Source organism: Tsukamurella paurometabola DSM 20162 (genome assembly GCF_000092225.1).
Classification (GTDB): Bacteria; Actinomycetota; Actinomycetes; order Mycobacteriales; family Mycobacteriaceae; genus Tsukamurella; species Tsukamurella paurometabola.
In genome coordinates, this window is record NC_014158.1 from 1,309,202 (window position 1) to 1,325,504 (window position 16,303).

General features: G+C 69.9%; 13 protein-coding genes and 1 pseudogene. 8 read left to right on the top strand and 6 right to left on the bottom strand.

The genetic code is table 11. The features are described from left to right. The first annotated feature begins 2 nt into the window (after nt 1–2). The 5 genes from TPAU_RS06360 to TPAU_RS06380 all read left to right on the top strand — a co-directional run bounded on the left by TPAU_RS06360 (nt 3) and on the right by TPAU_RS06380 (nt 4,830). A complete protein-coding gene (locus TPAU_RS06360; protein ID WP_218022106.1) occupies nt 3–869 on the top strand; it encodes a carbohydrate ABC transporter permease in 867 nt (288 codons plus the stop codon). Continuing rightward, nucleotides 866–1,690 carry a carbohydrate ABC transporter permease gene (locus TPAU_RS06365; RefSeq protein WP_013125940.1) on the top strand — a complete coding sequence of 275 codons (825 nt, stop codon included), beginning with the start codon at nt 866–868 and terminating at the stop codon, nt 1,688–1,690. Before TPAU_RS06360 ends, TPAU_RS06365 begins: the two co-directional genes overlap by 4 nt. Nucleotides 1,691–1,816: 126 nt before the next feature. After that, nucleotides 1,817–2,773: an alpha/beta hydrolase gene (locus tag TPAU_RS06370; protein ID WP_013125941.1), complete on the top strand. Its 957-nt coding sequence runs from the start codon at nt 1,817–1,819 to the stop codon at nt 2,771–2,773. A 119-nt stretch (nt 2,774–2,892) separates the two neighbouring features. Then, entirely contained in the window at nt 2,893–4,311 is a 1,419-nt protein-coding gene (locus TPAU_RS06375) for an acyl-CoA synthetase (RefSeq protein WP_013125942.1), read from the top strand. A gap of 24 nt (nt 4,312–4,335) precedes the next feature. Beyond that, a complete protein-coding gene (locus tag TPAU_RS06380) occupies nt 4,336–4,830 on the top strand; it encodes a lipoprotein LpqH (RefSeq protein ID WP_013125943.1) in 495 nt (164 codons plus the stop codon). Here the strand turns inward: TPAU_RS06380 and TPAU_RS06385 are convergent, their stop codons facing one another. Next, entirely contained in the window at nt 4,831–5,706 is an 876-nt protein-coding gene (locus TPAU_RS06385) for a LysR substrate-binding domain-containing protein (RefSeq protein ID WP_013125944.1), read from the bottom strand. It abuts the gene before it with no gap. Between the two features lie 84 nt (nt 5,707–5,790). Between TPAU_RS06385 and TPAU_RS06390 the strand changes: the two are divergent. Next, nucleotides 5,791–7,187 (top strand): annotated as a pseudogene (locus TPAU_RS06390) (malate:quinone oxidoreductase). On the opposite strand, the gene TPAU_RS06395 reads toward TPAU_RS06390, so the two are convergent. The 5 genes from TPAU_RS06395 to TPAU_RS06415 form a co-directional block, all read right to left on the bottom strand. Then, nucleotides 7,184–7,912, bottom strand: coding sequence for an MBL fold metallo-hydrolase (locus TPAU_RS06395; RefSeq protein WP_013125945.1), 729 nt, complete (start codon nt 7,910–7,912; stop codon nt 7,184–7,186). The pseudogene TPAU_RS06390 and the gene TPAU_RS06395 overlap by 4 nt on opposite strands. Further along, complete coding sequence (gene glgB / locus TPAU_RS06400; protein WP_013125946.1) at nt 7,912–10,116, bottom strand: 1,4-alpha-glucan branching protein GlgB; 2,205 nt, start codon at nt 10,114–10,116, stop codon at nt 7,912–7,914. Before glgB ends, TPAU_RS06395 begins: the two co-directional genes overlap by 1 nt. Continuing rightward, a complete protein-coding gene (locus tag TPAU_RS06405) occupies nt 10,116–12,116 on the bottom strand; it encodes an alpha-1,4-glucan--maltose-1-phosphate maltosyltransferase (protein WP_013125947.1) in 2,001 nt (666 codons plus the stop codon). The genes glgB and TPAU_RS06405 overlap by 1 nt, the downstream gene beginning before the upstream one ends. 63 nt (nt 12,117–12,179) lie before the next feature. Continuing rightward, on the bottom strand, nt 12,180–14,213 hold the full coding sequence (locus TPAU_RS06410) for an ATP-dependent DNA helicase (protein WP_013125948.1): 2,034 nt from the start codon (nt 14,211–14,213) through the stop codon (nt 12,180–12,182). 74 nt (nt 14,214–14,287) lie between these two features. Further along, the gene (locus tag TPAU_RS06415) at nt 14,288–15,160 is read right to left on the bottom strand and encodes a LysR family transcriptional regulator (protein WP_013125949.1); all 873 of its coding nucleotides are present in this window, start codon (nt 15,158–15,160) and stop codon (nt 14,288–14,290) included. Nucleotides 15,161–15,230: 70 nt separating this feature from the next. Between TPAU_RS06415 and TPAU_RS06420 the strand changes: the two genes are divergently transcribed. Together TPAU_RS06420 and TPAU_RS06425 are read left to right on the top strand one after the other, a co-directional pair. After that, nucleotides 15,231–15,590: a nuclear transport factor 2 family protein gene (locus TPAU_RS06420; RefSeq protein ID WP_013125950.1), complete on the top strand. Its 360-nt coding sequence runs from the start codon at nt 15,231–15,233 to the stop codon at nt 15,588–15,590. A gap of 21 nt (nt 15,591–15,611) precedes the next feature. Next, nucleotides 15,612–16,301 carry a TetR/AcrR family transcriptional regulator gene (locus TPAU_RS06425; protein WP_013125951.1) on the top strand — a complete coding sequence of 230 codons (690 nt, stop codon included), beginning with the start codon at nt 15,612–15,614 and terminating at the stop codon, nt 16,299–16,301. Nucleotides 16,302–16,303 lie beyond the last annotated feature (2 nt).

Sequence of the window (16,303 nt, forward strand, 5' to 3'; positions counted from 1 at the left end):
TGATGACGGGACCCTTCCTGGCGGGTCTTGCCGTGTTCGTCGTGGTCCCGATCGGGTGGAGCCTGTGGCTGAGCCTGTTCGAGGCGCACAACACCGTGACTCCGACGGTGTTCGTGGGACTGCGCAACTACCGGGACATGCTCGCTGATCCGGCCTTCCGGTCCAGCCTGCTGACCTTCGTCGTGTTCGCGGCCGGGGTGGTGCCGTTGACCTTCGCCGGTTCCCTGGCGCTGGCGGTGCTGGTGAACGGGGTGCGCTCGTTCCAGCGATTCTTCCGCTCGGTGTTCTTCCTGCCCATGGCCTGTTCGTATGTCGCGGCCTCGCTCATCTGGCGCGGCTCCATCTTCCCGGGAGTGCCTACGGGCGTGGCGAATTCGGCGCTACGAGCAGTGGGTGTGGAGCCGGTCGCGTGGCTGTCCGTGGTCGATCCGCCGTGGTACTGGCTGGTCCTGGTGACGGTGCGGCTGTGGTTGCAGCTCGGCTTCTACATGGTGCTGTTCCTGGCAGCGTTGCAGCGGGTGCCGCATCACCTGTACGAGGCCGCGGCGCTCGACGGCGCCTCCGGCTGGACCACGTTCCGGAGGATCACCCTCCCGCAACTGCGCGCGGTGTCCGTGGCGGTGCTTCTGCTCGCCACGGTGAATGCTTTCCAGGCGTTCGACGAGTTCTACGGGGTCATGGCGACGGCTCAGGGCTACCCGCCGTACGCGCGCCCGCCGCTGGTGTATCTGTACTACGCGGCGCTGGGCAACGGCCAGGATTTCGGCCATGGTGGCGCCGGCGGGATCATCCTCACGCTGCTCATCGCTGCCTTCGCGCTGGCGCAGGGCAGACTCACCGGCCTGACCCGCAAGCGAGGGCACGCATGATCTCCTCGACCGGGGCGCGCGTCGTCCGGTACCTGGTATTGGTCGGGCTGGCCGCACTGTTCCTGCTGCCGCTGTACCTGTTGGTCCGCGGCGCGACCGGGACCTCGGCCGAGGTCGCGACGGGGGCGTGGCTACCGCGGGTGCCGGCGTGGGACAGCTTCCGCGAGATCTTCTCCGACGAGTCGCGGCCGCTGGCCCGCGCGCTGGCGAATTCGGCGATCATCGCCGTGCTCCAGACAGTCGGCGTGGTCGCGATCTCGCTGCCCGCCGGCTACGCCTTCGCCCGTATCCGCGTGCGATACGGCGACGCCGTCTTCGGCGTCGTGCTCGCCACGCTGCTCGTGCCCGCGGCGATCACCTTCGTGCCCACGTTCCTCATGGTGTCATCGCTGGGCTGGGTGTCGTCGTTGCGCGGTCTGGTGGTGCCGGGCCTGTTCCAGGCCACCGCGGTGTTCCTGTTCCGGCAGCACTTCCTCGGCTTTCCCCGGGAGCTCGAAGAGGCCGCCCTGCTCGACGGTGCCGGACCGGCCCGCACCTTCGCCCGGGTCGCGCTTCCCGGTGCGGGTCCGGTGACCGCGGCGGTCGCCACCATCACCTTCGTGGGCAGTTGGAACGCGTTCTTGTGGCCGCTGGTGATCGGGCAGGACCCGCAGTCGTGGACCGTGCAGCTGGTGTTGTCGAGCTACATCACGGCGCAGACGGTGAACGTCCCCGCGATGTTCGCCGCCGCCGCGGTGTCGATCGCCCCGTTGCTGGTGTTCTTCCTGGTAGCCCAGCGGTGGATCGCTGCAGGTGTGGAGCGCACCGGGATCTCCGGCTGAAGGTCGACCAGGGCCGCGTCCAGGGACGGGCGACACGGATCTTCACTTTCGTCGGATAGGCGATGCGATACGGCATAGTCTGAATCGGTTCTGCTCGATCCCGGAGGTCGGGCGAGAGGAGATCAGATGTCCGTCGTCGAACACCGAGGCGTCAGCGCGCAGTCCGCGATCGCGATCGCGGGAGCTCGGCTCGTGATCAAACCCGTGATCGGTCTCTATCCGGTCCGGTCGTGGTCGTTCGGTCCGCTGGGGCTGATCGAGAGCATTGCGAACCGCATCGCCCGGCCGTCCCGCGGGGTGCGGGCCGAGCACATCGAGGTGGCGGGCGTGCCGGTGGAACGCCTGGTGCCGGCCTCGGGCGAGCATCGCGCGGACAGTGCGATCTGCTACTACCACGGTGGGGCGTTCCTCTCCGGCGGCCCGGGGACGCATCGCCGGGTCGCGAGTGGGCTGGCACGAGCACTGGGCGTGACGGTGTACAACGTCGACTATCGGCAGTTGCCCGATGTCGGTGTCGCCACATCGGTCGACGACGGGTACCGGGTGTACCGCGCGGTGGCCGATTCCGGGCGCTACCGGCACGTCGCGGTGGGCGGGGACTCCGCCGGAGGGTACGTCTCGGCGAAGGTGGTCGAGTTCGCCCACCTCGACGATGCTCGCCGCCCCAGCGCGTATTTCGGCTTCTCGCCGCTGCTCATACCGACAGTCCAGGACGGCGACCCGCGCTACGACATCGACGACGCCTACCTGACCGTGGGCAAGCTCCGTGGACTGCGGCGCTTCTTCGATCGTGGCCCCGAGGCGTTGCGCGGCGAAGACGACGCCTCGGCGATCGCCCCCGCCGCCTTCCCGCCGGCGCTGATGGTGGCCTGCGCCGACGAGATGCTGCGGGTGGACGTGGAGCGGTTGCACGCCCGCCTCGATGCCGCCGGCAACGCCTGTGAGCTGCACGTGTTCGAGGGCGGCGTGCACGCCTTCCCGGTGCTCGCCGGGGCCACCCCGGAGAGTGCCGCGGCGCTGCGCCTCACGGCGGGCTTCCTGGCCGCCGCATTCGACGCGCACCGCAGTCACCGCGCCGCTTAAATCGGGTGTCCGGGGGACCGGTAATGCATCCCCCAACAGTTGCCTATGCGAAATACTGCAATGAGGATCACGTCACCGGACCGGGGTACCGGCGTGGCTGAGCGGCCTAGGCTGAGCCTATGCTGCTGCCCCACACCGTGACCCCTGTCCCGCCCGGCTCCGACGACGAGCCCGCCGTGACCGTCGGCGGCCGGACGCTCTCCCGGACCGACCTGATCGGCGCCTCGACGGCGGTGGCGGAACGGCTACGCGGGCTGGGTGTGCGTGGCCCCGTCGCGGTCTGGGCCGAACCGACGGTGGCCACCGTGATCGCTTTCGTCGGTGCGCTGCGCGCGGGCGTACCGGCCGTACCCGTCCCGCCGGATTCGGGCAGCGCGGAGGTCGCGCATGTGCTCGCTGACGCCGGGGTGCAGGCCTGGTTGGGCGTCACCCCTGACGACCCGCAGGGGCTGCCTGCGGTGCCGGTGCGCGAGCACGCCCGCGGGTGGCACGCGCTCCCCGAGCCGCCCGCCTCGGCGATCGCGTTGATCATGTACACCTCGGGTACCACGGGGGCTCCGAAGGGTGTCCCGATCCGCCGCGGAGCGATCGCCGCCTGCCTGGACGGGCTGGCGCAGGCGTGGGGGTGGACCGCGAACGACACCCTGGTGCACGGCCTTCCGCTGTTCCACGTGCACGGCCTGATCCTGGGGGTCCTGGGTGCGCTGCGCGCCGGCAGCCCTCTGGTGCACACCGGTAAGCCGACTCCCGAGGCGTATGCGGCGGCGCGCGGCACGCTCTACTTCGGCGTGCCCACCGTCTGGTCCAGGATCGCCCGCGATCCGGAATCCGCTGCCGCGCTGAAAGATGCGCGACTACTGGTTTCGGGCAGCGCGCCGCTGCCGGCGCCGGTCTTCGACCGGATCCGCGATCTCACCGGGCATGAGATCGTCGAACGCTACGGCATGACCGAGACGTTGATCACCGTGAGCGCCCGCGCCGACGGTGATCGGCGTCCGGGCTGGGTCGGCCTGCCCCTCGCCGGGGTCGAGACCCGCCTGGTCAGCGATACCGGGGAGGCGGTGCCGCACGACGGTGAGAGCGTCGGCGCGCTGCAGGTGCGCGGTCCGATGGTGGGCACCGAGTACCTGGGGCGGCCCGACGCCACCGCGGAATCCTGGGTCGGCGAGGGGTGGTTCGACACCGGTGACGTCGCGGTGATCGATCCCACGGGATTCCATCGCATCGTCGGGCGCGCCTCGACCGATCTCATCAAGACCGGTGGCTTCCGGGTGGGCGCGGGCGAGATCGAGGCGGCCCTCCTCGGGCACGACGATGTCCGCGAGGCCGCGGTCGTGGGGCTCCCCGACGATGATCTGGGGCAGCGGGTGGTGGCCTTCGTCGTGGCAGACGGTGCCCGCGATGACAGCGCCGCGGTCGCGATCGTCGAATTCGTCGGGCAGACCCTGTCCAAGCACAAGCGGCCGCGTGAGATCCGGTTCGTCGACCAGTTGCCGCGCAATCCGATGGGCAAGGTGCAGAAGAAGCTCCTGCTGTAGCCGCGGGTGTGGTGAGATCGCAGAATGAATCGGGGGATCTGTTCGGCGGTGCTGTGCGGGGTCGCGGCGGCATCGATCGGGGGCTGCAGCACGACCGTCGCCGGCACCGCGACGCCGGCCGGTAGCGCTGCGCCGGCCGATGCCGGGGCGTCCGAGGCGCCCGCGACCAGCACGCCTTCGCGGGAACCGGCCGAGACCACCGGCACGGCCACCCTGGAGATCGACGGGCGGTTTCCGGAGGGAGGGGACCGGATTCCGGTGGTGTGCGACGACCTCGGCGGCGGCTCGCTCATGGTGATGGCGAAGGACTTGCCGATCATCCTCACGATCTCGCTGCAGACCACGCCGCCCCCGAGCCTGACGATGCTCACGATCCTCGATCCGGACGCCGGCACCCTGACCAACGACGAATCCTTCGCGGTCACCGCCGACGGCCGCACCTATCGCCTGGAGGGCGAACTGATCGGGCTCGGATCGGACGATCCCGAGCGCACCGCGAAGATCACGGTCACCTGCTGATCACCGCGCGACGATGAAGTCGCGCAGGCGCCGCGCCGCGGGGGCGAGCAGCGCGGTGGCCGAGGCCAGGGCCACCGCGCGGCGATGATCGCCCCGCAGGGGCACCTCGACCACGCCCGACGGTGCGCGGTCGTCGTGCGGGAGAAGTGCGACGCCGAGGCCGCGCGCGACCAGCTCGCGGATGGTTCCGAACTCCGTCACCTCGAAGGCGACGGCCGGAGTGAAACCCGCCGCGGAGCACCACTGTTCGGTGGCGCCGCGTAGGTGATAGCTCGCCGGATTCGCGATGAAGGTCTCGTCCCGGAGATCCGCCAGCGCGATCCGGCCGGCGCGGGCGAGCCGGTGCCCCCGGGGCAGCGCGGCGAGCACCTCCTGCGCGCCGATCACGCTGTGGTGCAGCCGTGCCGGTGGCGGGATCGTCACCGCCAGATCGAGCCGGCCGGCCTCCAGATCGTCGGCCAGTTCGCTGCCGGGGGCCTGCTTCAAGGTCACCGTGATCCCGCGGTGCGCGCGGCGGAAGTCCGAGATGAGGTCGGGGATGCGGCCGGTGCCCATGGTGAGCGGGAAGCCGAAGCGGACGGTGCCGTGGTCCGCGTCCGCCGCGCCGACGGCCTCCTCGACGGCGAGCTCGATGTCGCGCAGGGGGCTGCGGACCCGCTGCGCGAGTCCGCGTGCCGCGGGGGTCAGGCGCACGGTGCGGCCGGCGTGCACGAGCAGGGGCAGCGTGAGTTCGGTCTCCAGCGCGTGGATGCGGCGGCTCATGGACGATTGAGGCACACCGAGGGCGGCGGCGGCCCGGGTCATGTGCCCGTCGTGGTCGGCGAGCACGACGAGCGCCTGGAGTTGCGGCGCGAGGACGCCCAACCAATGATCCATATTCGGATCATACAAGCGCAATATTTCATTGGACGGATCAATTTTGCGGGACGAGGCTGGAGGCATCAGCGATTGGAGGACCCGATGTCTCACCCCACCACCGAAGAATTCGATGCCGACCTCGTCCTGATCGGCGGCGGCATCATGTCCGCTACCCTGGGCGCGATGCTCGCCGATATGCGCCCCCACTGGCGCGTCGTGCTGCTCGAACGCGGCGACGCGCTCGCCGAGGAGAGCAGCGGCCCGTGGAACAACGCGGGCACCGGGCACACCGGATTCTGCGAGCTCAACTACATGCCCGATCCCGCCGACCCGGCGAAACCCCTGCACATGGTCGAGCAGTTCGAACGCACCCGCCGCTGGTGGGACGATCTCGTCCGGCAAGGACGCCTCGACGGCGATTTCCTGCACGCCACACCGCACCTCGACGTGGTCTTCGGTGCGCGCGATGTCGACCACCTGCGGCGCCGGCACGCGACACTCAGTGCGCACCCCGCATTCGCCGCGATGGAGTACACCGAGGACCCGGCGGTCATCGCACAGTGGGCGCCGCTCGTCATGGCCGGGCGCGCCGATACCGCGGAACCGATGGCCGCGACCCGGCACCCCGGCGGCACCGATGTGGACTTCGGCGTGCTCACCCGCGGGCTCACCGCGATCGTCACCGACGCCGGCGGCGAGGTGCGCCTGAACCACGAGGTGCGACGGGTGCGCCGCACCCTCGCGGGGTGGACGGTGCGCGGCCGTAACCCCGAGGGGCGGTTCGAGATCCGTTCCCGGCGCGTCTTCGTCGGTGCCGGCGGGATGGCGCTGCGCCTGCTGCAGAGCGCCCGCATCCCCGAGGTGCGCGGCTACGCGGTGCTGCCGGTGGGCGCCGCCTTCCTGCGCTGCTCCGATCCCGATGTGGCCCGCTCGCTGGACGGGAAGGTGTACGGCCAGGCCGATATCGGTGCCCCGCCGATATCGGTGCCCCGCCGATGTCGGTGCCGCATCTGGACCGCCGCTACGTCGACGGTGGCGACCACCTGATGTTCGGCCCGTACGCCACCTTCAGCACCAAGCTGCTCAAGGGCGGCCGGCTCACCGACTTCTTCACCACGCTGCGGCCGGGCAATCTGCATGTGATCGCCGCCGCGGCCGTGCAGAATCTCGCCCTGGTGCGGTACCTGGTCACCGAACTCGTGGCGAGCAAGCGGACGAAGTTCGCTCAATTGCAACGGTTCTACCCGGACGCCGATCCGGACCAGTGGGAGCTCATCGCCGCGGGGCAGCGCGCCCAGCTGGTGACTCCGGACCGCCGGCGGATCGGCGTGCTGCAGCAGGGCACCGAATTGGTCAGCGGCGGCGACGGCACTATCGCCGGCCTCTTGGGGGCCTCGCCCGGCGCCTCGACGGCCGTCCCGATCATGCTCGACCTGCTGGAGCGCTGGGGTATCGAACGTCCTGCGTTCGCCGCCGAGACCGCGCCGGCGAACGGTTAGCCGCGGGCCCGGGCCACCGCCTCGGCGGGACTCCCGCGCCACGGCGCACCGTGACCGGGGGCGAGGAGGCCGGCGTCGAGCGTCGCGATCGCGTCGAGCGTCGCGATCGTGCGCGGCACGTCGTGGCTGAAGAACTCCGGGAGCAGTTGCGGCCCCGTCGTCGCCGAGAGCGGGTGGCCGGTCACCAGGGCGTCGCCCGTGGCCACCACCCCGCCGGGGAGTGCGAACGCGGTGTGACCCGAGGTGTGGCCCGGGCAGGCCACCGGCATCGGTGCGCCGGGCAGATCGAGCGCGGTGTCCGAGCCGGGGGAGAAGGCCTGTGCGTACGGCATCGCGACGTGGCTCAGCACTCCGACGCGCGCCACATCGGCCATCCAGCGCAGCGTGCGTGGGCGCCAGGCGATCGGCAGGATGTCCAGCGGCGTTGCCTGCTCGTGTGTCTCTCCCCGGGCGTGCGCCAGTTCGTCCGGGTGCGCCAGCACGGGGATGCCGTGCCGCTCGTGGAGTGCCGCGGCGCCGCCCACGTGATCGATGTGCGCGTGCGTCACCAGGATCGCCCGTACGTCCTGCGGCCGTCGGCCGATCGACGCCAGCTCGGCCTCGACCCGGTCGGCATCGCCGGTCCAACCGGCGTCGATGAGAGTCACATCATCGCCGTCGACCAGCGCGAGGAAGTTGACATGCGTCCCGGCTCCGAACCACACGCCCCGCTCCAGCTCGCGCATCACGCACCGTCGAAAGTGAGCCAGACAGCCGAGTTGGGACCCAGGACCACCTCGGTCGACGCCGGACGGCCATGCCAGGAACGAGATTCCGCGCTCACGCCGCCCATGTTGCCGGCACCGGAGCCCGAGTACTCCGCGGAATCGGTGTTGAGGATCTCACGCCACGAACCCGGGAAGGGGACGCCCACCCGGTACCGCTCGTGCGTCTGCCCGGAGAAGTTGTACAGGCACAGCACGACGGAACCGTCACTGCCCCAGCGCAGGAAGCTGAGAACGTTGTTCTGCGAGTCGTTCGCATCCACCCACTCGTACCCGGACGGGGTGGTGTCCTGACTCCACAACGCCGGATGGGAGCGGTAGGCGGCATTGAGGTCCCGCGTCAGCGATCGGATGCCGCTGTGCAGCTCGCCCTCCCAGCCGTCCATACAGTCCCAATCCAGTGAACGCTCCTCGGACCACTCCCGGACCTGGCCGAACTCCTGCCCCATGAACAGCAACTGCTTGCCGGGATGGCCCCACATGTAGGCCAGCAACGCGCGTACGCCCGCGGCCTTGGTGTGGGCGTCGCCGGGCATCCGCGTCCACAACGTGCCCTTGCCGTGTACCACTTCGTCGTGGCTGATCGGCAGTACGAAGTTCTCGCTCCACGCGTACATCAGCGAGAAGGTCACCTCGTGGTGGTGGAAGGACCGGTGCACCTGATCACGCCCCAGATACCCCAGGGTGTCGTGCATCCACCCCATGTTCCACTTCATCGTGAAGCCGAGCCCGCCGAGATCGGTGCGGCGAGTGACTCCGGGCCAGCTGGTGGACTCCTCCGCCACGGTGACGACACCCGGGAACAGCTTGTGCACTGTTGCGTTCATCTCCTGCAAGAACTCGACCGCTTCGAGGTTCTCCCGGCCGCCGTACACGTTGGGGGTCCAGCCGCCGTCGGGCCGCGAGTAGTCCAGGTACAGCATCGAGGCCACCGCATCGACGCGCAGTCCGTCCACGTGGAACTCGTCGAACCAGTAGAGGGCGTTGGCCACCAGGAAATTCCGGACCTCGCGTCGGCCGAAGTCGAAGACGTAGGTGCCCCAGTCCAATTGCTCGCCGCGCTGCGGATCACCGTGCTCGTACAGCGGCGTGCCGTCGAACCGGGCCAGCGCCCAGGCGTCCTTGGGGAAGTGCGCCGGCACCCAGTCCACGATCACGCCGATGCCGCGCCGATGCAGCACGTCGACGAACTCACGGAACTCATCCGGAGTGCCGAACCGAGAAGTGGGCGCGTAGTACGAGGTCACCTGGTATCCCCACGACCCGCCGAACGGATGCTCGGCCACCGGGAGCAGTTCCACGTGGGTGAAGCCGGTCTCGGTCACGTAGTCCGCCAGCTCGGTGGCGAGGTCGAGGTAGCTCAACCCTTGCCGCCAGGATCCGAGGTGCACCTCGTAGGTGCTCATGGGCCGGTCGGTGGGGGATCGCTTGGCGCGTTCGGCCATCCACGAGGCATCGCGCCACTCGTGCGTGCTGTGGGTGACGATCGAGGCGGTGGCCGGGGGCACTTCGGTACGCCGGGCCATCGGATCGGCCTTCTCCACGGGGCCGTTGTCGGTGAAGATCCGGAACTTGTAGGCCGCACCGTCGGCGACGCCCGGGACGAATACCTCCCACACCCCGGACGAGCCCAGCGTGCGCATCGGGTACGACTCGCCCGCCCAGTACTCGAAGTCGCCGATCACGGTGACCCCATTGGCGTTCGGGGCCCACACCGCGAACGAGGTGCCGGTCACCTCACCGTCCGGGGTGGTGTAGCTGCGCAGGTGTGCACCGAGCACGTCCCAGAGCCGCTCATGCCGTCCTTCGGAGATGAGGTGCTGGTCCATCTCGCCCACCGTGGGCAGGAACCGGTAGCCGTCCGCCACGGTCATCGTGCCGGCCGGGTAAAGCACCTCGTAGCGGTAGTCCACGAGATCGGTGATCGGCACCTCGGTGCCCCACAGTGCCCCATCGATCCGGGCCAGCGGGTACCGCTCGCCGCCGATCACCGCGGACACGGCGGTGGCACCGGGCTTGAGTGCGCGCAGCACCGTGCCGCGGGCCGTCGGATGGGCGCCGAGGATGGCGTGCGGATCGTGATAGCGCCCGGTGAGCAGGCGGGCCCGGGCTTCGGGGTCCACGGACGCTGCCGGCGAATTCTGCTGGGCGGGATCGTCGGTCATCATGCCTCCCGGTACGAAAGGTTCTCCCGCGCCTGCGGGCTGAGCTGCGGCAGCGCCAGGATGTGCGCCACATTGCGCCACGGTTCCAACCGGACGAAGTTCGCCTGGCCCCACTGATACACCTCTCCCGACACCTCATCGCGCACCGTGAATCGTTCATGCCAATCGAGCCCGAGCGCGGGCAAGTCGAGCCACACCACTCCCGATTCGGCGCCGAAGGGGTTGAGATTCACCACGATCAGCACCAGGTCGCCGGTGACCGCGTCGTGCTTGCTGTAGGCGATCAGTGCGTCGTTGTCGACGTGGTGGAAGTGCAGGTTGCGCAGTTGCTGCAGCGCGGGATGCCGGCGCCGGATCTCGTTGAGCCGGGTGATCCACGGCTCCAACGACTCGCCGCGGCTCTGCGCCGCCTTGTAGTCGCGCGGGCGCAGCTCGTACTTCTCCGAGTCCGAGTACTCCTCGCTGCCCGGACGCACCGCCTGGTGCTCGAACAGCTCGAAGCCGGAGTACATTCCCCAGCTCGGAGACAGAGTCGACGCCAGGGTGGCGCGGATCGCGAACATGCCCGGGCCGCCGTGCTGCAGGCTCTCGTGCAGGATGTCCGGGGTGTTCACCCAGAGGTTGGGGCGGCACACATCGGCCTTCGCGGCGTGTTCGCGGGCGAACTCCTCGAGCTCCCACTTCGCGGTGCGCCAGGTGAAGTAGGTGTAGCTCTGGGTGAACCCCGCCTGGGCCAGGCCGTACATCCGCGCTGGCCGAGTGAACGCCTCCGCCAGGAAGAGCACGTCCCGATCGACCTTCTTCACCTCGTTGATGAGCCAGAACCAGAAGTCCGGCGGCTTGGTGTGCGGATTGTCCACCCGGAACACCTGCACTCCACGCCGCACCCAGAACAGCGTGACGCGCAGCAGTTCCCGGTAGATGCCCACGCGGTCGTCGTCGAAGTTGATCGGGTAGATGTCCTGATACTTCTTGGGCGGGTTCTCGGCGTAGGCGATCGTGCCGTCGGGCAGCACCGTGAACCACTCCGGGTGCTCCGCCGCCCACGGGTGATCGGGTGCGGCCTGGAACGCCAGGTCCAGCGCCACCTCCATCCCCAGATCGCGGGCACGCTGCGCGAAGTAGTCGAAGTCGTCCAGTGTGCCCAGCGCCGGATGTACCGCGTCGTGCCCGCCGGAGGCTGCGCCGATCGCCCAGGGCGAGCCCACATCGTGCGCCTGCGGAGTCAGGGTGTTGTTGCGGCCCTTGCGGTTCACCGTGCCGATCGGATGGATAGGGGGTAGATAGACGATGTCGAAGCCCATATCGGCGATGCGCGGTAGGTCTTCCGCGGCGGTGTGGAAGGTCCCGTGCACCGGGACCCCGTTGCCGTCCCAGCCGCCGGTGGACCGGGGGAAGAGCTCGTACCAGGATCCGAACAGTGCGCGTGTGCGGTCCACCCAGATCCGCACCGTCCGCGATTTGGTCACCAGATCCCGCACCGGATGCTCGTCCAGCACCCGAGCGATCTCGGGATGCAATGCGGCGCCGGTTCTTTCCACCAGGCTGCGGTCGGTATCGCGCAGCGCCGCCGCGGCGGCCGCGACAGCGGGCCGCGCGAGTTCGGGTACACCGCCCGCCGCGCGGTCGAGCAGCCGCGCCCCGAGTTCCAGATCATTCGCCAGCTCGGCCGGTCCCTGGCCCGCGGCGAGCTTCTTCTCGACCGCGCTGCGCCACGTGGAAATCGGATCCGACCAGCCTTCGATCCGTAGCGACCAGTACCCGGTGAGATCGGGCCGCACCAGTGCGTGGAACCGGTCGGGTTCGGCCGCGGGGGACATCCGCACTGGCCGGGACGTTCCGTCGGGGCCGGTGAGTACGACGGTGGCGGCGACCGCGTCGTGGCCTTCGCGCCACACGGTCGCGGAGACCGGGACCACCTCGCCCACCACGGCCTTGCTCGGGTACTGCCCGCACGACACCACGGGTTCGATGTCGTCGATACCGATGCGCCCTGTCACCGGGTCAACGGTAGTGCACCGCCGGGAGCCGCGGGGGAGTACCGAGACCCGGCTCCGTCTTGTTCAGGACTCGGCGAGCCGTTGGAGGGCGGCGACCGCGGTATCGCGGTTCGCGGTCTCCCAGAACGGTGGCAGCGTGGCTCGCAGGAATCCTCCGTAGCGGGCGGTCGCGAGCCGTGAATCCAGCACCGCCACGACGCCCCGGTCGTCGGTCGAGCGCAACAGCCGCCCGACTCCCTGCGCGAGCAGCAATGCCGCGTGGGTCGCGGCCACGGCCATGAATCCATTGCCGCCCCGAGATTCCACGGCGCGTTGCCGGGCGGTCAGTAGCGGATCGTCAGGGCGTGGGAACGGGATCCGGTCGATCAGCACCAGCGATAGCGACGGCCCCGGTACGTCGACACCCTGCCACAGGCTCAGCGTGCCGAACAGAGAGGTGGCCGGATCCGCGGCGAAATCGCGCACCAGCTGGCCGGTGTTGCCCTCGCCCTGGCACAGGATCGGGGTGTCGAGTCGCTCGCGCAGCGCCTCGGCCGCGGCCTTGGCCGCCCGGGTCGAGCTGAACAGTCCCAGAGTGCGCCCGCCCGCGGCCTTGATGAGCGTCTCGATCTCATCGAGGATCACCGGATTGGTGCCGTCGCGGCCGGGAGGCGGCAGCTTGGTCGCCACGTAAAGGATGCCCGAGCGGGCGTAGTCGAAGGGCGAGCCCACGTCGAGGTGGCTCCACTCCACCGTCGCATCGGCTTTCTTCCCCGACGCCAGATCGGGGTCACGGTCCGGTTCGCCGCCGCCGGCGCGGGGCAGCCCCCACGAGCCCGCGACGCTATCGAAGGCGCCGCCCACCGCCAGCGTCGCGGAGGTGAGCACCACGGTGGACTCCCCGAACAGCCGCGAACGCAGCAGTCCGCCCACCGAGAGCGGCGCGACGTGCAGCGTGCGCCTCAAGCCGCCGCCGCGCACCGGGACGTCCGAGGTCCACACCACATCGCGGCGTTTGGCCTCATCGGGCTCGTCGAAGGCGGTGAGGACGCGGACCGCGGTGTCGTGCACCTCGTCGAGGGCGGTGATCGCGGCGCTGCGTGCTGCCGCCGCATCGGGGTCGAGGTTGGCACCGCGCGCCGGCCCGACTGCGGTCCGCGTGGCCCAGGCGGCATCACGGACCGCAGCGAGGGCGGGGCCGGCACCGTCGGGCAGACCGAGCCAGCGACGCGAACCCGACTCCTCCAGGAGCGCGGTGAGCCCTTCCGAGGCGGCGACCAGGTTGTCGGCGATCTCCTCTTCGACCAGTTTCCCGGCCCGACGCGCAGCGGCGGCCACCGTGGCCCCGGTGAGTTCGGCGGTGGCCACCGAGGTGACCCGGTCGACCAACTCATGTGCCTCATCGACGACCACCGCATCGTGATCGGGGAGCACATTGACCTCGGTCATGGCGTCGATGGCGAGCAGCGCGTGATTGGTGACCACCACATCCACCTGACCGGTGCGCTTGCGCGCGGTCTCGGCGAAGCAGTCTTGCCCGTACGCACAGTTGGTGGCGCCCAGGCATTCCCGCGCGCCCACGCTCACCAGGCGCCATGACTGATCGGTGACGGCAGGGGAGAGCTCATCGCGATCACCGGTCTCGGTGTCGCTGCTCCACTCCCGGATCCGCTTCATCTCGCGGCCCAGGCGTGACGCGGCGAACGGGTCGAACAGCTCCTCGCTGTCGGGCTCGGAGGCCACGGAGCTGTGCAGTTTGTTCAGGCACAGATAGTTGCCGCGACCTTTGAGGATGGCGAATTCGGGCTCGCGGCCCAGGTCCTTCTTCAGGGCCTTGGACAGCCGTGGCAGGTCGCGGTCCACCAGCTGCTGCTGCAGCGCGATGGTCGCGGTGCTCACCACCACGGTCTTGCCGGTGGTCACGGCGTGTCGGATGGACGGCACGAGGTAGGCGAGGGACTTGCCGGTGCCGGTACCGGCTTGCACGGCGAGGTGCTCTCCCGTGTCCAGCGAGTGCGCCACGGCGGCGGCCATGCGGACCTGCCCGTCGCGCTTGCTCCCGCCCAGTGCCGTGACCGCGGTGTCGAGGAGTTTCGGCACGATCGGCGGTTCAGTCACCGCGAGGAGTCTACCGGTGGGCGCCCCGTCGGACGCGGGGCGCGCCGGTGCCCCGCCGGCGTGCGCGACCGCGCTCAGCTCGTCAGGTGATCGAGGAGGGTCCGGGACATCGCACCCGCGGCGGCCGACGGTGCGATCCGGGTGGCGAGCGAGAGCTGGGTTCGGGCGGATCGGGCGAGCGGAATCGTCGCGCTGTCCGGCCGGCCGGCCGCCATCGACGCAGTGAGTACTGCGGCTCCGGCACCGCGATCGGCGAGCGCGAGAAGTGCCTCGGGAGAATGTGCCTGCACCGCCGGCGCGATCTCGATCCGCTCGGCGGCGCAGGTGATCTCGAAGGCCGTGCGCACGCCGGTACCGGGCGGCAGGCACAGTACCGTCTCGCCGGCGAGCTCGGCGCACGTGAGCGATGTGCGGGCCGCCCACGGGTGATGGTTCGGGACGGTAACGGTGAGTGGTTCGCGGATTACTGTGTGTCCCAGTAAGTCCGGGGGCAGTGGCCGGGCGTGCGCAACCAGTGCCACGTCCAGTCCGCCGCCGACGAGCGCGGAGAGCAGGTCATCCGAGTTGCCCTCGGTCACGGCGACGGTGACGCCCGGGTGGGCGTGCCGGAAGGCGGCGAAGCCGGTGAGGTAGCCGGGAATCGTGCAGCCGATCACCGTGCCGAGGCGGATATGGCCGCGAACCACGCCGGATAGGTCGTCCGCGATTGCTCGGATCGTTTCGACGGCGGCACCCGCCGACCGGGCGTGCGGGAGCAGTGCGGCGCCCTCCGGGGTGGTTCGGACGGTCCGTGCTCCGCGGTCGAACAGTCGGTGTCCCAATTCCCGCTCCAGCTTCGCGACCTGCGCCGAGACCCCGGACTGGCTCACGTGCAGTGCCGCCGCGGCGGCGGTGAACGAGCCGTGATCCGCCACGGCGACCACGTATCGCAGCTGGTGCAGTTCCATAATCAACGATGCTAGTACTGATCACAACTAGCTGTTGGACTTATGCATCGTGTGCCGCGAGGCTGGAGTCATGACCGAGAACACCACACCCCGTCGCCTTGCCGAGATCTACTTCGCCTGTTGGGAGGCTGGAGATTTCGCGCCGCTACGCGTCCATCTCGCTCCCGATTGCGTCTTCACCGGCGTGTTCGGCACCGCGCACGGACCGGACGAGTTCCTGCGCGGGCTCACGGGAATGGCGGCCGCCACCGATGCCCTCACCGTGCGCGCCCGCGTCGCTGACGACACCGATGTGATCACCTGGTTCGAACTCGGGATGGGAGGTGCTCCCGTCACTCCCGTCGCGAATTGGACGCACGTCGTGGGGGGCCGGATCGCGGCTGTGAACGTGACCTTCGACCCGCGGGAGATCCTCGCCGCTTCCGCGTAACACCTGCCCTACCCTGAACCAATGACCGAATCCGCCGTCGACGGCCGCCGATACAACGGGGTCTCCGCGGAGGCGCGTCGCATCGAACGGCGCTCCCGCTTCCTGGACGCCGCGCTCACCGTCGCGGCGCGGGACGGCATCGCCGCGGTCAGTGCGCGCTCGCTGTGCGCCGAGGCCGGACTGCATGCGCGCTACTTCCGCGAGGCCTTCGTGTCGTCGGACGAAGCGCTCGAGGCCGCCTTCGACGAATGTGCGGCCGCGATGATGACGGCGGTGGCCGAGGAACTGGCCGCGGTCCCTTCGTCTGCCGACGATGCCGTCGTCCGGAGGGTCCGGGCGGGAGTGCACGCCTCGCTCGCGGCGATGGACTCCGACCCGCGCTGGGCCGCGCTCCTCGTCGGCGCCGACACCCACGCCGGTCTGCGGGAGCGGCGCGAGGCGCTGGTCGACCTGCTCGCCGTTGCGATGGCGGCGCAGGCCAAGGAGGTGCTCGACGATCCGCCCGCCGACGAGGATGCGCTGCTGTCGGCGCGGCTCATCGCGGTAGGCGGCCTGCACCTCGGCATTGCCGCACGTAGCGGCCGGATCGCCGCCTCCCCGGCGCGGGTGGAGCAGATCATGGTTGCGTCGATCCTCGGTAATCGCGATCTGGCAGTTGTGTTGCGGCAGCTCAGGGCGATGTCGGAGGAGTCTGCGAGGGTTCCCGAATAATT